The organism is Vibrio sp. V08_P9A1T1 (assembly GCF_963874405.1).
Taxonomy (GTDB): Bacteria; Pseudomonadota; Gammaproteobacteria; order Enterobacterales; family Vibrionaceae; genus Vibrio; species Vibrio anguillarum.
The window spans coordinates 1-16,019 of record NZ_CAWNIB010000291.1 but is presented as its reverse complement, the minus strand read 5'-3'; the positions used below and the strand labels follow the sequence as shown (position 1 = coordinate 16,019).

At 45.4% G+C, this 16,019-nt stretch carries 17 protein-coding genes; 7 read left to right on the top strand and 10 right to left on the bottom strand.

The window, feature by feature from the left end:
* The first annotated feature begins 69 nt into the window (after positions 1-69).
* From gap to AACT21_RS14715, 5 genes are all read left to right on the top strand, one after another.
* The gene (gap, locus tag AACT21_RS14735) at positions 70-1,065 is read left to right on the top strand and encodes a type I glyceraldehyde-3-phosphate dehydrogenase (protein WP_010317219.1); all 996 of its coding nucleotides are present in this window, start codon (positions 70-72) and stop codon (positions 1,063-1,065) included.
* 154 nt (positions 1,066-1,219) lie between these two features.
* Entirely contained in the window at positions 1,220-2,104 is an 885-nt protein-coding gene (locus tag AACT21_RS14730) for a D-hexose-6-phosphate mutarotase (protein WP_094164454.1), read from the top strand.
* A gap of 119 nt (positions 2,105-2,223) precedes the next feature.
* Entirely contained in the window at positions 2,224-3,045 is an 822-nt protein-coding gene (gene rlmA, locus AACT21_RS14725; protein WP_017047803.1) for a 23S rRNA (guanine(745)-N(1))-methyltransferase, read from the top strand.
* Positions 3,046-3,115: 70 nt separating this feature from the next.
* Positions 3,116-4,039, top strand: coding sequence for a ChaN family lipoprotein (locus tag AACT21_RS14720; RefSeq protein ID WP_217898746.1), 924 nt, complete (start codon positions 3,116-3,118; stop codon positions 4,037-4,039).
* Between the two features lie 150 nt (positions 4,040-4,189).
* Positions 4,190-4,540: a hypothetical protein gene (locus tag AACT21_RS14715; RefSeq protein WP_017044563.1), complete on the top strand. Its 351-nt coding sequence runs from the start codon at positions 4,190-4,192 to the stop codon at positions 4,538-4,540.
* Positions 4,541-4,562: 22 nt separating this feature from the next.
* Here the strand turns inward: AACT21_RS14715 and AACT21_RS14710 are convergent, their stop codons facing one another.
* Positions 4,563-5,003: a YcgN family cysteine cluster protein gene (locus AACT21_RS14710; RefSeq protein WP_010317229.1), complete on the bottom strand. Its 441-nt coding sequence runs from the start codon at positions 5,001-5,003 to the stop codon at positions 4,563-4,565.
* Between the two features lie 158 nt (positions 5,004-5,161).
* On the opposite strand from AACT21_RS14710, the gene AACT21_RS14705 reads away from it, so the two are divergent.
* A complete protein-coding gene (locus AACT21_RS14705) occupies positions 5,162-5,410 on the top strand; it encodes a YkgJ family cysteine cluster protein (protein WP_013857235.1) in 249 nt (82 codons plus the stop codon).
* 77 nt (positions 5,411-5,487) lie between these two features.
* Here the strand turns inward: AACT21_RS14705 and recR are convergent, their stop codons facing one another.
* The 6 genes from recR to AACT21_RS14675 form a co-directional block, all read right to left on the bottom strand.
* On the bottom strand, positions 5,488-6,087 hold the full coding sequence (gene recR, locus AACT21_RS14700; RefSeq protein ID WP_013857236.1) for a recombination mediator RecR: 600 nt from the start codon (positions 6,085-6,087) through the stop codon (positions 5,488-5,490).
* Positions 6,088-6,137: 50 nt separating this feature from the next.
* Entirely contained in the window at positions 6,138-6,467 is a 330-nt protein-coding gene (locus AACT21_RS14695; RefSeq protein ID WP_013857237.1) for a YbaB/EbfC family nucleoid-associated protein, read from the bottom strand.
* 82 nt (positions 6,468-6,549) lie between these two features.
* Positions 6,550-8,694: a DNA polymerase III subunit gamma/tau gene (dnaX, locus tag AACT21_RS14690; RefSeq protein WP_094164453.1), complete on the bottom strand. Its 2,145-nt coding sequence runs from the start codon at positions 8,692-8,694 to the stop codon at positions 6,550-6,552.
* 21 nt (positions 8,695-8,715) lie between these two features.
* Positions 8,716-9,261: an adenine phosphoribosyltransferase gene (apt, locus tag AACT21_RS14685; protein WP_013857239.1), complete on the bottom strand. Its 546-nt coding sequence runs from the start codon at positions 9,259-9,261 to the stop codon at positions 8,716-8,718.
* A gap of 157 nt (positions 9,262-9,418) precedes the next feature.
* Positions 9,419-9,784, bottom strand: coding sequence for a YbaN family protein (locus tag AACT21_RS14680; RefSeq protein ID WP_017044101.1), 366 nt, complete (start codon positions 9,782-9,784; stop codon positions 9,419-9,421).
* Positions 9,785-10,115: 331 nt separating this feature from the next.
* Positions 10,116-11,234 (bottom strand): response regulator, encoded by a 1,119-nt coding sequence (locus tag AACT21_RS14675; protein WP_017044561.1) that lies wholly within the window; start codon positions 11,232-11,234, stop codon positions 10,116-10,118.
* Between the two features lie 256 nt (positions 11,235-11,490).
* On the opposite strand from AACT21_RS14675, the gene AACT21_RS14670 reads away from it, so the two are divergent.
* Positions 11,491-12,366, top strand: coding sequence for a LysR family transcriptional regulator (locus AACT21_RS14670; protein WP_026027659.1), 876 nt, complete (start codon positions 11,491-11,493; stop codon positions 12,364-12,366).
* Positions 12,367-12,427: 61 nt separating this feature from the next.
* On the opposite strand, the gene AACT21_RS14665 is transcribed toward AACT21_RS14670, so the two are convergent.
* From AACT21_RS14665 to AACT21_RS14655, 3 genes are all read right to left on the bottom strand, one after another.
* Entirely contained in the window at positions 12,428-12,976 is a 549-nt protein-coding gene (locus tag AACT21_RS14665) for an NAD(P)H nitroreductase (protein ID WP_017044560.1), read from the bottom strand.
* A gap of 151 nt (positions 12,977-13,127) precedes the next feature.
* Positions 13,128-15,251, bottom strand: coding sequence for a fatty acid oxidation complex subunit alpha FadJ (gene fadJ, locus AACT21_RS14660; protein WP_094164452.1), 2,124 nt, complete (start codon positions 15,249-15,251; stop codon positions 13,128-13,130).
* A partial coding sequence (locus tag AACT21_RS14655) for an acetyl-CoA C-acyltransferase (RefSeq protein ID WP_141195266.1) occupies positions 15,251-16,019 on the bottom strand: 769 nt, incomplete at its 5' end. The genes AACT21_RS14655 and fadJ, both read right to left, overlap by 1 nt.

Below are 16,019 nucleotides of genomic sequence, written 5' to 3'. Positions count from 1 at the left end.
CATTTACTGGATTCTGTAATTTTACTACCAGTTATCTTTAATCAGAAATTAAGTTGTGGAGCAACTATAATGACTATCAAAGTAGGTATTAACGGTTTTGGCCGTATCGGTCGTTTCGTATTCCGTGCAGCGCAAGAGCGCAACGACATCGAAGTTGTAGGTATTAACGACCTTATCGACGTAGATTATATGGCATACATGTTAAAGTATGACTCAACTCATGGCCGTTTCAACGGTACTGTTGAAGTTGAAGCTGGCAACCTAGTTGTAAACGGCAAAACTGTACGTGTAACAGCTGAGCGTAACCCAGAAGATCTAAAATGGGATGCAATCGGTGTTGACGTGGTTGCTGAAGCAACAGGTCTATTCCTAGACGATGCAACCGCTCGTAAGCACATCACTGCTGGCGCGAAAAAAGTTGTTCTAACTGGTCCTTCAAAAGACGCGACTCCAATGTTCGTAATGGGTGTTAACCACGCTTCTTACGCTGGCCAAGACATCGTTTCTAACGCTTCTTGTACTACAAACTGCCTAGCACCTATCGCTAAAGTTCTTAACGACAAGTGGGGCATCGAGTCTGGTCTTATGACTACTGTTCACGCAACTACAGCGACTCAAAAAACTGTAGATGGTCCTTCTGCGAAAGACTGGCGTGGTGGTCGTGGTGCTTCTCAAAACATCATCCCATCTTCAACTGGTGCAGCTAAAGCGGTTGGCGTTGTAATCCCAGAACTAAACGGCAAACTGACTGGTATGGCTTTCCGCGTACCTACAGCGAACGTTTCTGTAGTTGACCTAACTGTTAACCTACAAAACCCAGCATCTTACGCAGAAATCTGTGCTGAAATGAAGCGCGCTTCTGAAAACGAATTCGCTGGCGTTCTAGGCTATACTGAAGATGCAGTTGTTTCTCAAGACTTCATTGGCGAAATCAACACATCTGTATTCGATGCTAAAGCTGGTATCGCACTAACTGACAAATTCGTTAAAGTTGTATCTTGGTACGACAACGAAATCGGTTACTCAAACAAAGTTCTAGACCTAATCGCTCACGTTTCTAAATAATCGTAGTGTTTAGCGAAGAAATTCGTTGAGAACAAAAGGCGGCCATTGTGTCGCCTTTTTAGTATCTGTCCCTTTAATTAATGGGACTGCGTTAGACAATCCGAGCCGTTCCTCACTTATTTATCCGGTAGGAATGGTATGAGGTATCGAATTTATGGATCTGCAATCTCTCCCTACCCTGACTTATCTTTCTGACAACGTCACTATCGTTGAGAAAGAGGGCGTTAAAATTGTTCGCGTTATTCATGACAAAGCGACCGCCGGAATTACACTGCATGGCGGCCATGTCATCTCATTCACTCCTAAAGGACAAGATGAGCTCATTTGGATGAGTGACACGGCCATTTTTGACGGTAAAGCCGCTCTAAGAGGCGGGATCCCTGTTTGTTGGCCATGGTTTGGCCGTATTGCTGCACCAGCCCATGGTTTCGCACGCACCAGTGAATGGGCATTGATTGAACATAGAGAAAACGAGCAGGGCGTCATTATCGTGTTAGGGCTCGACCATTCGCCCCAAACACTGGCTATTTGGCCATTTCAATTCAAAACCCGTCTTTATGTTGAAATCGGTGACAAGTTAAAAGTCACTTTAGAAACGACCAATACGGATGAGAAAGCATGGACGTTTTCTGCAGCGCTGCACAGCTACCTCAAGGTTGGTAATATTACCCAGACCACTACTACAGGTATGGGCGTTGAATATATAGACAGCTTACAAGATGCAAAAATGTGTCAAGGTGGTTCAACACTGGTCCTCACCGATACGATTGATCGCGTCTATACCGCGCCTGAAGCACAAATTCAGGTCCAAGATCCTGTTTTGAATCGCACGTTAGTGGTTGAAAACTCTGGACACAACTCTGCCGTCTTGTGGAATCCATGGGCTCAAGGCGCTCAATCAATGGCAGATATGCCTGACAATGGTTATCAAACGATGCTGTGTGTTGAATCTACACTGCATGCACCTTGCTTATCCGCTGGAAAAACCTTGCAACCAGGTGAAAGCCATCAGCTCGTCACGACGGTTTTTTCCAACTAAGCTTTTTTGGCGAATTTTCAGTCATCATACTCATGCTGAGGGCAGTGAAATCACGCTGTCCTTTTTATTTCTAGCCGCAGACGCTAAACTGGCACCTTTGTTTTTCAAGCGAGATCTTCATGGCGTATCTGTGCCCCCTTTGCCAGCAACCTCTGTTGCAACAGCAGCAAATATTGAAATGTGAAAATAATCATCAATTTGATATAGCCAAAGAGGGCTACGTCAATTTGATGCCTGCACATCATAAACGCTCAAAAGATCCGGGTGATAATAAAGAGATGATGCAAGCCCGTCGCCGTTTTCTTGAAGGTGGACATTACGATCTGATGCGTCAGACGGTCGCTCAGTTGTGCAGTAAGTATCTGCAAGATTCTTCTTATCAGTTTTTAGATATCGGCTGCGGCGAAGGTTACTACACCCAATTTGTCGCTCAAACGCTTGCACAACACTCGACACAATCGGTCACCTATGGGTTAGATATCTCTAAAATCGCCGTCCGTTATGCAGCAAAGCGCTACCCTATGGTCAACTTTGTCGTCGCCTCCAGCCACCGCTTGCCCTTTGACGATGCTTCCCTAGCCGGTATATTACGAATTTATGCGCCCTGTAAAGCGCAAGAGCTTTACCGCTGCATTCAAAACCAAGGAGTGGTGATTACCGTTACACCCGCGGCAAGGCACCTCTATCAGTTAAAAGAAGGGATCTATCCTAATGTTCAACTGCATGATGAAACCGCAGAAGAGATAGCTGGGTTTACATTAGTAGAGCAACAAAAACTGCACTACACCATGGCATTAAGCGGTAACGATGCTTTTGATTTATTACAGATGACGCCGTTTGCATGGCGGGCCAGTGATGAGCTAAGAGCGCAATTAAAGCAAGCTGAGCAATTTAATTGTGAGGCCGATTTTATGATCAGCGTTTATCGCAAAGTTAGTTGATAATAATTCTCATTATATTGCAAATCCACAGTGTCTCCATTATTATGCCAAATTCAAAATGGAGACACTCATGCGCTTAGTTACTTCTCTGGCTCTACTATTACCACTTTTTGGCTGTGCTTCGCACCAGCCGAAGCCCATTGCTCACTTTTATGACTACCAATTATCTACCCCTAGCGGCAAACCATTGAATCTCAATTCGCTGCCGAATGAGATAAAAAATGCCGATATCATTTTAGTCGGTGAGTGGCATACACACCCAGCCATTCATCGCTTCCAAACCGAGCTATTGGCACAACTCAGCCGCGAAAACACCCATGTAGCCTTGTCTATGGAACAATTTTCACGCGATGAACAAGAGATACTGAACCGCTATCTAGCAGGAGAAATCGGCGAACAATACCTTATTTCTCAGACCAGAGCGTGGCCAAACTACCAAAGTGACTACCGCCCACTGGTTGAGTTTGCAAAATCACAGCAGTTGGATGTCATTGCCGCTAATGCGCCTAAACCTTTCGTACGTTGTATCGGCAAAGTAGGGATCAAATACCTTGATAAATTAACGCCAGTAGAGCGGGCTCAGGTTGCACACCAAATTGACATCTCAGCCTCTCCATACAAAGCGAAGTTCATGGAATCAATGCACCACGGTTCAAAAGAGCAAACTGAAAAACAGTACGCAGCTCAGGTCGCTTGGGATGAAACAATGGCAGAAAGCATGGTGGATTATTTACAAAACCACCCGACAGCTCAGGTGATGCACATCGCAGGTAAGTTCCACACCGAGCAGGGTTTAGGCACGGCGCATTCTATCCTTCGTCGAAATCCTGATTTAAAGGTTGCCATCATCACGCCCGTAGAGGATACCCAGGCATCGTATCCTGATTTCCAACTCACTGTACTGCCAATTCCCACCGCCTATGTTCAAGCAGAGCATCGCATGCAAGCCTATCAACAGATAAAGAATCGCAACACAGATCTCACTTGCGACTAATTAGCGGCGAATAACGGGCCTACTTATTCTTTTCATATAAAGTAGGCGCGTTTTTTGCTTGTACATACTTCATACAAATTGCGAATTTTTTGCACAAGTTTTTCATAAATCTGTCGATACATTAACTGATGGCATTTATAGGAGAGAAGTATGACACCGGTAGGGACAAGCTCAGCGCAACTGCATTCACTCCAGCAAGTTAAAGCTCAAGCAAATTCTACAGCGGCATCCCCCCCCTCTGCCCCGCTCAAAGTGGAGCAGAATACCGTCACTTTGTCTGATGAAGGCAAAGCCTTGCTCGCAGCGCTGCAACAACTCGACAAAGAGAGTAAGTTAGAAAACAAAGAGAAAACTGTGACTGGCAAAGTGGAATCATTTGCTCATGGTGCTTTGGGATTAGATCATCCAGATAAAAAACCAGAAGAAGATGATAGCTCCTATTCCGCAGGGAAATATTTTTCCGCCGCGGCAACAGTAGGAGGTTTGTTACTGCTTCTCTAATTTTTTAGATTTCTATTGGATATTAATTGCGGTTTGGATGATTGATGATGTGGTCCTCCCAGTCGATAACATCAATCTCATAAACGACTTTGTTGCGAACACTTTCTTGCGCGGCGTGCATCGCCTCTTTGGAGCCGGTAATCAAAGGATGCCATTGCGGCAATGTCTTGCCTTCTGACAGTACACGATAGGCGCACGTATCCGGCAACCAGTTAAATTCATCAATTTTATCACGCGTCAGTTTTAAGCACTCCTCACCAGAATTGAAACGGTTTGGATAATCCTTGCATGAGCAGGTATCGCTGTTTAACCAACTGCAAGCGACATTGGTGTAATAGACCTCATCACTATCTTCATCCATTAACTTGTGTAAGCAGCACTTACCGCATCCATCACAAAGCGACTCCCACTCCGATTCCGTCATTTGTTCTAATTTCTTATTTTGCCAGAATGGTGTGCTCATGAGTCTCTATCTTACTTAACGAATGGGGTGCGTGTTATACCTCCACACCAACCAAAGTTCAAGGATAAAAACGGCTTGTTAATTTAGGAAGCTATTGCTGTACACTTCGGTCACATCTGCTAGGATCGTCACCCTTTTCTTTTTACTGGTACTCAATTATGGAATGCAGACTTGGTTGTGGTGCGTGTTGTATCGCCCCTAGTATTTCTTCCTCCATCCCGGGTATGGAGCAAGGAAAACCAGCAGGTGTACGTTGCATTCAACTTAATGACGCTAATTTGTGCAAGTTATTTGGTAAGCCTGAACGTCCAAAAGTATGCCACGAATTTAAGCCTTGCCCGATGGTCTGTGGCAACACGAACCAAGAAGCTTTGAGCAACATTACCGAACTCGAAAAAATCACTTGATGGCACTGCTTTGTTTGCCTTAATTGATGGCGCCACTCAAAATTGCCCCAGCAGCTAGGGCAATGATTCGAAAGGTGCTACAGCTTTTGTCTGCCAAGCAAAGAGTGTGATAGCGTCGTACCATCAACAAGCTCAAGCTCACCGCCAACAGGCACACCATGAGCAATACGGCTCGCAGAGACTTGATGGGCGCGACATAACTCCGCAATGTAGTGCGCGGTCGCTTCCCCTTCAACGGTTGGGTTAGTGGCAAGAATGACTTCGGCAATGCCACCACGTTGCAAACGGTAATCCAGAGTATCTAAACCAATATCACTCGGGCCGATACCATCTAAAGGTGATAAGTGTCCCATCAGAACAAAATAACGTCCAGAATATTGGCCTGTAGCTTCAATGGCCGCAATATCAGCAGGGCTTTCGACTACACAGAGTTGGCCGTTATCCTGCCGCTTAGGGTTGCTACAAATATGACAAGTTTCTTCTTCAGTGAAAGTTCGGCATTCACTGCAATGTCCAATTTCTGTCATGGCTTGGCTTAAAGCATCGGCGAGCTGTAAGCCGCCTTTTCTATCGCGCTGTAACAAATGAAAGGCCATACGCTGTGCTGACTTGGGACCCACCCCAGGCAGACAACGTAAGGCCTCCATCAAATGCTCCAGCATATGACTGGTACGCATTAGTAACCTATTTTGTTTGTTAAAAAGGTTGTTTGTTAAAAAGTCGTTCGTTAAAACGGCATCTTCATACCTGGTGGTAATTGCATACCGCCAGTGACAGAAGCCATTTTTTCTTTTTGAGTCTCTTCCACGCGGCGCGCAGCATCATTGAAAGCGGCGGCAATCAGATCTTCTAGCATCTCTTTGTCGTCTTCCATTAAGCTTTCATCAATCTCTACACGGCGTACGCTGTGGCTACCAGTAATGGTCACTTTTACCAGACCAGCACCAGACTCACCAACCACTTCCATATTCGCAATTTCTTCTTGTAGCTTTTGCATGCGCTCTTGCATTTGTTGGGCTTGCTTCATTAGGTTGCCCATACCGCCTTTACCAAACATGTTTATCTCTCTGGTTGAATTGAGTGTTTCACATAAGGTGGGGTCATAACATATAGATTCAACCCCACACTCGCTTAATTGATTAAATCGGCCGCACACTGTCGCGATCAAGTTCCGCATCAAAACGTCGCTTGAAGAACATTACGTGAGGGTCGGCCTCCAAGCTGTTCAATGCTTGCTCTAATTTGAGTTGGTAAAGACGCTCTCTAAGCTCCAATGGAGTCTCACCTTGCTCACCAATTGTCACGCTAAGGTGGCACTCTTCAGCTAATGTCTCATTGAGCACTTCTAACAACTCGCTTTGTGCTTTATCGGTATTAAGATGGGCCTGACTTGGCCGCAGCACTAGCTCAATTGATGAGCCCGATTTGTGGTAGACAGAATTAAGTGCTAATTGTTCCACTAACTTGGCAATATCGAGCTGGTGGATCAGAGCTGCCCACTCATCTTGTTCTATCGATTCTGCAAGTAACTTTTCTGCCATCTCTGGCGTTTTAATATGTTCTAGCGCTTGCTTAATTTGTGTCGGTGTCAGCTCTGTTTTTTGTTGTTCAACCACCACAGGTTGCAGCGTTGGACGCCACTGATAAGGCTCGTTGTCCAAGGTTGGGGCGGCTTCAGGAGCGGATGTTGACAAAGGCGACACTCGAGCTGATTTTCCATGCGAGGCAACACGCTCAAGCACAGATTCAGATTTAGTCGATGCCGCATTAGGCTTTTTTGTCTCGTTGCTCTTTGTTTCATTCACTCCTTTTGCTGACTGAGCAACCCCTTGGCGCTGTGAACGCAACTGGTGTCGCAGCCCTGCAATCGGTGAGGGACGTGGAGCTGAAGAAGGTGCCGGTGGTTGAGGAACTGGTGCAGGCTCATACGATTCTGGGGCATATTCCATTGCACTGGACATGTCATCATTCATATCCGCATAGCGGTTATCGTAATCTTGAACGATGCCATAATCAGGCTGAGTATCCTCATGCCTTTGTGGCTCATTAACCTGACTGTCCGATACGGGAGCCGCCGACGTTTGCTTAGGTTCAGTTAGAGGCGTTGCCGCTGATGCGGGTTGTAGTGAAGGAGTGCCGTGACTTGGCACTGCGACATCTGAACTCACTTCAGTGCTGAACGTATTCACCAACGATACAGAAGCAGGACGAAACGCCATCATACGTAGCACAATCATTTCCAGCCCCGTTCGAGCGGTTGGCGAGAGTGCTAAATCTTCACGCCCTTTTAAAGCAATTTGATAATAGAGCTGCACATCTTGTGGGCTCAGTGCTTTGCTAAGCAGTTGCACTTTCTCTGAGTCAGGTTGGGTTTTGTCCAGTGTTGCAGGCAACGCTTGATACATCGCAATACGGTGTAACTGCACCGCGAGTTGTTGTAGTAATCCATCCCAATCCACACCATTTTGTGCTAAATGTGCAACGCTATCCATCGCCGTTTGAGGCTGTTTACTGCTAATGGCTTGCAGTAAATGGAGTGCTTGATCTGTGTCTAGCGTGCCAAGCATTGGGGCGACTACATCGGCCATCACCTGGTTATTACCTAGTGCTATCGCTTGATCAGTTAAGCTAAGTGCATCACGCATACTGCCATCGGCAGCATGAGCGATCATTCTTAATGCTCTCGCTTCACAAGGGATCTGCTCTGCCGCTAAAACATGCTCAAGCTGATCGTGGATATTTTCAACACTGATCGGCTTAAGATGAAACTGTAAGCAGCGCGATAAAATCGTAACCGGCAGCTTTTGCGGATCTGTCGTAGCGAGCAAGAATTTCACATACTCAGGCGGCTCTTCCAACGTTTTAAGCAAAGCGTTAAAACTGTGGCGCGACAGCATGTGCACTTCATCGATTAAGTACACCTTGAAGCGACCGCGAGCAGGCTTGTACTGCACGTTATCAAGTAATTCGCGCGTATCTTCGACTTTGGTTCGTGATGCCGCATCTATTTCTAAAAGATCAACAAAACGGCCTTGGTCAATCTCTCGGCAAGTATCACATTGGCCACAAGGTGTGGCCGTAATACCTGTTTCACAGTTTAACCCCTTGGCAAACAAGCGACCAATCGTCGTCTTGCCGACACCACGTGTACCGCTGAATAAATACGCATGGTGCAATCTATTTTGGGCCAACGCATTTTCTAGTGCAGTTAAGACATGTGCTTGTCCCACCACCTCATTAAATTTTGTTGGTCGCCATTTTCGCGCTAAGGCAAGATAACTCATGAGTACGTCCAGTTGATTAGCTTAGTGACCTTCAAATTCACAAATACTATAAACGTTCAGGCCCAAACCTTGTAAACGTTTGTCTCCGCCAATTTCAGGCAGGTTGATGACAAAAGCCGCGTGCTCAACTTCACCACCAAGCTGGCGGATCAATTTAGTCGTCGCTTCAATCGTACCACCCGTTGCCAGTAGATCATCCACCACCAGCACTTTATCACCTTGCTTGATCGCATCAACGTGAATTTCTAATGTGTCAGTACCGTATTCCAATTCGTAAGATTGGGCTAACGTTTCGCGTGGTAACTTACCCGGCTTACGTACAGGTACAAACCCCAAACCAAGCTCTAAAGCCAATGGCGCACCAAATAGGAAACCACGCGCTTCTGTACCCACAACTTTGGTAAAGCCCATGTCTTTATATTTTTCGACTAATAAAGCAATGGTTGCTTGATAGGCTTTTGCATCCTCTAGCAGGCTAGTTACATCACGAAACAAAATGCCAGGTTTTGGGTAGTTAGGGATGCTTTGAATGCTCGATTTGATCAAAGAGATAGTTTCGGTTGTCATAACTTACATTTACTTAGATTGGCTCTTCATTTCTCACGATACATTTACGTATCAGAATGATAGAGCGTGAGCTCTCAGCAACATAGATAAGCCACAATATCTTAGCCGCTGAAAAAACAAACGCCCATTCGAAGAATGGGCACACTTCCCCATAATGCTAGTGATTTTCTTGTTGGTTAGCAACCTGCTCATGAGTGGGAAGTCGAATAAACCAAGTGATCAGGACCACAAGCATAGTAAACAACATAATTTTGAGCCAAAAGTGCGGGACAACCCAGATGGAAAAAATAAAGCTTAGAATAATCCACAAACATCCCCGTTGTTTCACTTGCCGCGAAACAGCGCCATGTTGCTGCCAATTATCCAATATTGGGCCTAGCGTCTGATGTTGATGCAACCAAGCATGAAAACGAGGGCTACTTCGTAAGAAGCAAGCGCTAGCAAGGAGTATGAAAGGTGTTGTGGGGAGTAGCGGTAAGAATATGCCTATCACGCCTAACAGAAGGCAGAGCCCACCAGCCACCGTAAGAAGAAAATGACGAATATTGATGGTGAACTCCCAACGTACTATCCAACTCAGAAAGTTGAATAACCATTAAACACACGGATCCAAGTCAGTATTGCTGGCAATGTAGGGATCGAAAGTACGGCAATAAAGCCTAAAAAATAAAAAATGTTGTAAGGTTCTTTAAAATTCTGCTCTTCCATCATAACTTCTCTAGTGTTGGATGACTCCGTTCGTTTTGGCACCATAAACAAAGTTAATGTAACGTAAACGAATTGGGTGATTGTTGTTCTAGACGCGAACTATACCTCAAACAAATCACCGCAAACACCGACTAAAGATAAGGTTATTAACTGCTGCCACCTTGGTAAATATTGAGTTTGAAGCTACTCGAACCTAAGCGATTAGTTGATAGCTGACAAGTTGAGTTGATCGGTAAATCTTTAGTGATAAAGTTTTTTAAACAGTTCTGCCCAAGGCTAACACCCGCGGCAATATGTTGAGTTAAGTAGCCATTTGACCATTGACTGTCGAGCCCAGCCGGCAGGATAGAGAGTGTACCTTCGCTTAAATCCGCAATACCGAATACCGCGTTGATTGGATTAGCACACTCTGAGCATTCAATACCTTTTTCCAGTATGTCGGCAAGGTCTTTCAGATCGGCACTGAAGCTTTTTAAGTTGCGAAGATAATCGTGAAACAGAGCACGAACGAGCAATGTTGAAGCCACACTATTTTCATAATGGGCATCTGAATCGACCAAGTAAAAGGCAAACTGCCCGTTCATCAACCACGCATAGTCAAATACCAGCGGCATCACATCCGCCGATTGTAAAAGACGGTAACTACACTTCCAACTGCCTTGTGAAGTATCCTTTTCTGGTAATAACGCGTGCAGCAAATCTTTCGCGGTACTGGGGTTTTCTCGTAAATACTCCAGATGCCAATGCAACTCTTGTTCTTCTGGAATATCACCACCATCATCGACCCGGAACCATTGCGTCGAAAAATCACGCTGATCAGATAAACGGCTAAACGTATCTTCGAGCGTACTTTCTATTGCACTGCTTAAATACTGGTGGTTACCAATCGGTTTAGGAAGAAAATCCTTAACACCAAATCGCAGCACTTTTGCAACATCAGCCATTTCATCAGTTGCAGAGACCACAATCAGTGGCAGCGAGGGATACTCAAGGCTCACCTCTTCAACAAACTCAATGCCGTTCAGTACTGGCATTGCTAAGTCACACACAACAAGGTCAGGCTCCGCATCTTTTAACTTGCGCAACCCCTCTAAGCCATTTTCAGCTTCAAGCACTTTATAGCCTTGAGCCGACAAATAACCACTGGTTATTCGCCTAAAAATTGGGTCATCATCAACGAGCATGATCAGTTTTTGTTCGACATGCTGATTATCTGAAGGTTTTTTCGCCAAGAACTCACTAGCCTGAATGTGAGATTTATACATAATCCTGCCTCACAATGCTTTTAAAAAGCAGTCATTTTATTGTTATAGGATAAATTGATAGGTTACTTTATAAAGTAGTCGCAAAATAAGATTTATACAAATGTTCCACTTTGTAACTCGGTTGCATACTATATATATGGGCTATGTATGGATTGTACGGAATGTTACTTTCGTCAAACAAGTTGATATGACTCAAGATTTGACAAATGATATACGTATAAATTACTCAAATTCGAAAAATAATGTGTCAGGAACAATGAAATTAGATGACCTAAACCTCTTTCGACTGGTTGTCGAAAATGGAAGCTATACCGCAACTTCTCGTAAAACAATGATCCCCGTTGCGACCATTACCCGACGCATTCAAGCATTGGAAGATTCTCTGAATCTTAGGTTGTTGAATCGCCATGCTCGAAAACTTTCGCTGACTGAAGCGGGTGAACGTTTTTTTCAAGAGTGCTCACCGTTGCTGCATCGCTTAGCTGCAACAGCAGAAGAGCTCACCGATGAATGTCGTGGCGCTTCAGGCAAACTAAGAATATCGTCACCATCTAATGTCACGAAACGCATGATGATGCCTATCTTCAATGCCTTCATGATGCAGTACCCAGATATCAACATAGAACTGACCACCAGCAATCAGGCCGATCAACTCGACCCAACCGAATGGGATGTCATTTTTAGAGTTGGCCCTCAACGAGACTCCAGTTTGATTGCGCGAAAAATTAATGAAGTGAAAGATGTGTTAGTCGCAAGCCCAGGGTATTTAGCGAAACACCCTGCACCAACTCATGCCGAAGAGCTCAGTAATCATTCATTATTGAAGGGATATCCTCTAGTAAAATGGCAGTTGACCAACAATAAAGGGGAATGCGTGGTCAATTGTGATACTGGTCGTTTTCAGGCCAACGCTTTAAACGTAGTGCGCAGCGCTTGCTCTGAGGGGCTGGGTATCACCTTAATGCCAGACGTGATGATTAAAGAATTTATCGAAGAAGGCAGCTTAGTCAGAGTACTGGAAGACTGGGTTTCCAACCCTCGTGATATTTATATGCTGTATAACCACAAGGATCATCTACCTGAAAAAGTCAGGCTATTTATTGATTTTGTGATTGCCTATCACATCCACTAGATTTTAGGCCCAGCATTGCTGGGCCATGAGTTATCGCAGCGGCAGATAGTCAATAAACTCGCTATAGAAACTCAATAAATTTACTCAAATCACGTTCAGGCACTTTCATTGGCGTGCATCCTGCAGTTCCTAGGTATAAGAAACCAACGATTTGATCATCGCCCTTAGCACCTAGTGCTTGCCGAACGTGAGAGTGGAACATCCAGCTTCCCGAACGCCAGAAACCTTGAAAACCTTGGGCTACCGCAGCCATTTGCATCGCTTGTACTGCGCATCCCGCAGAGAGATGTTGTTCAATCGCTGGCACTTTTTCATGATCCGTTACTTTCGCGATCACTGTGATTACCATGGGTGCTCGAAACGGTGCATTTTTCGCTTTTTCTATCTCTGCATCACTGCCGTTATCCGCTCGCACAGCAGACGCCAAAATACCCGACAACTTTTGCAAACCCGCTCCCTGAGCAATCACGAAACGCCAAGGGGTTAAACCGCCATGATCGGGCGCTCGCAAGCCTGCTCTAATAATATTTTCCAAGACCAGACCTTCAGGTGCAGGCGATGTGAGATTGGCGATTGAACGACGGTTAAGCAGCAACTCTAGTGCATCCATTTCGATTCCTTATTGATGATTTTCCATAATCTTATACCAAACTGAGAATAACTCGCATAAAGAGATGACCTCATTGGCTATAAATGAAAAAAAGCGAGGATATTCCCTCGCCTAATTTAAGCAAACATATGAATGAAAACAGCCGAGATGACTACGGATAAAAACGTGCTTCAACCCCAGCTCGAGTCAGTAGCCCATCACAAGGAGCGAATTTATCGCCATACTTCTCAGCATGTTGATTCATCATTTCCACTAATTTCTTGATACCAATTTGGTCTATGTAACGGAATGGGCCGCCCAAAAACGGCGGGAAACCGATACCGAAAATCGCACCAATATCGCCATCTCGCGCACAACGAATTACGCCCTCATCCAAACAACGTACGGCTTCATTCAGCATAAGTAGCACGCAACGCAGCGCGATCTCCTTATCACTCTGTTTGGCATCTGGCGTTATTTTCAGCAATTTATAGATAGATTTGTCGATTTCTTTTTTCTTACCTTTATAGGTATAGAATCCCTTACCACTTTTACGCCCTTTGCGATTGTCATTGAGCAGCAAATCAAATACGTCTGGTCCTTGAAAACGTGGGCCGAGTTCTTGCACTAGAATTGGCATGATTTTCGAGCCAACATCAATGCCCACTTCGTCCAATAACGTGATAGGGCCGACTGGAAAACCGAAATCGAGTAAAGCCGTATCTATCTTTTCAATCGACTCACCCGCCATCAGGATCTGCGCCGCTTCATTCATGTAAGGTGCAAGGATACGGTTAACATAAAAACCAGCGCAATCTTTGACCACAATCGGCGTTTTGCCCTGTTTTTTCGCCAAGGCCACCACTGTGGCTATCGTCTCTTGCGATGTGGTTTGATGAGGGATCACTTCCACCAGAGGCATTTTTTCAACAGGACTGAAATAGTGCAATCCAATCACATTCTCTGGACGCGCCGCCTTCGCTGCAATTTTCTGGATTGGAAGCGAAGAAGTATTCGTCGCAAAAATGGTGCTGGTTTTGGCATTCGCTTCAACATCAGCCACCATTTGCTGCTTAAGCGTGAGATCTTCAAATACCGCTTCAATGACAACATCGATATGCTGATAACTGGTAAAATCAATCCCGCCAGACAATTGCGCCATTTTTGTCTGCATCTGCGCTTTGGATAAAATGCGATGCTTGCGCTGTTTATCGAATAATTTGTAGTTGTAATTGAGCGCGTTTAATACCCCATCATTCGAAACATCTTTGATTCGTACGGGAACCTTGGCTTTTGCAACGCTAACATGGCTGATCCCTGCCCCCATTAAACCACCACCTAATACGCCGATACGTTTCACGGTTTGAGGTTTTGCGTCGCTGCCCGTCTCTTTTTTCATTTCGGTGGTGGCAAAGAAAATCGAGCGCAGTGCTTTGGATTCCGAGCTCATCACCAAATCACTAAATCGCTTCGCTTCAAGCTCTAACCCGGCTTTAAAACCACGATCTAAACCGTGGCGGATCACCTCTAAAATCGCGTCTGCAGCTGGGTAATTACCTCGTGTTTTTTGCTTAGTCTTTTTAGCAGCCTGATCAAAAATTAATTTGCGACCAAGCTGCGTATGAGAAATTAATTTCTCTTTGGCCGACGTATTGGCCTGATGATGTTTTTTCCCAGAATTATCGAGCACATACTTTTTGGCCACATCCAGCAAGATAGTCTCTGCTACGCAAGCATCAATAACACCCAGCTGTTTTGCTTTTTTTGCGCGCAGCTGTTTACCCGTCAAAATCAAATCAAGAGAAGGTAACAAACCAATCAAACGCGGCAACCGCTGCGTTCCACCGGAGCCTGGTAGCAAGCCTAATTGCACTTCGGGCAAACCCAAACGCGTGATATCCGCGTCGCTACACACCCGGTAGTGACAAGCCAGCGCCAGCTCTAAACCACCACCTAAGCATGGGCCATGAATCGCGGCAACCACTGGGAATGGCAAATCCGATAAGGTTTGAAACATCTCCTGACCTTGCTTGGCCAATGCTTGTGCTTCGCTGGCCGATTGGCAAGCATTCAGCATACGGACATCCGCTCCAGCAATGAAATTATCTGGCTTAAGCGAGTGAATCACCATCCCCTTTAGGCTGGTTTTTTGTGCCTCTAAGGTCGCAAAAACCTCTTGCATCTCTTGGGCAAACGCCGCTTGTAGCGTATTCATTTTTTCGCCGGGAACATCAATCGCCAGCCACGCAATATTTTGTTCATCAATCGTTAAATGAAAAGCTTTCTCTGTGCTCATTATTCAACCTCCAAAATCATTGCCGCGCCCAAACCACCCGCTGCACAAGCGGTATTCAGCCCTAAACCACCACCACGTCGTTTTAGTTCACGCAGTGTTTGTGTGATCATGCGCGCACCCGTCGCCGCAAAGGGGTGACCATACGCAATAGAACCACCTAGCACATTAAATTTATCCATATCAATTTCGCCAATCGCTTTTGCTCGACCAAGATGTTCCTGTGCAAACTTATCACTGGCGAACATTTTCATATTAGAGAGGGTTTGCGCGGCAAACGCTTCATGCATGTCAATCAATGTGAGATCGGAAAGCTCAATACCTGCACGTTGTAAGGCTAACGGTGTCGCATAAGACGGCCCCATTAACATATCGTGTTCAACACCAATCGCTGAAAAAGCGTAAGAACGGATATAACCCATAATCTCCAAACCAAGCTCTTTAGCACGGCCTTCACGCATTAATAGAATAGCGGCAGCGCCATCGGTTAGTGGTGTGCTGTTGGCGGCCGTCACGCTACCATATTGCCTATCAAACGCTGGACGTAACTTGGCATAACCTTCCAGAGTCGAGTCATGACGAATATTGTTATCTTCAGCGATCCACTTTTTATAGGGCTCTGGGAATGCCGTCATGACTTCGCCTTGGATTTTGCCCTCTTTCCAAGCTTGTGAAGCTAGAGAGTGAGAACGATGTGCCAAAGCATCTTGATCCAGTCGGCTTATGTGATGAGATTTTGCCATCTGCTCAGCCGTTTGCCCCATCGAAAGG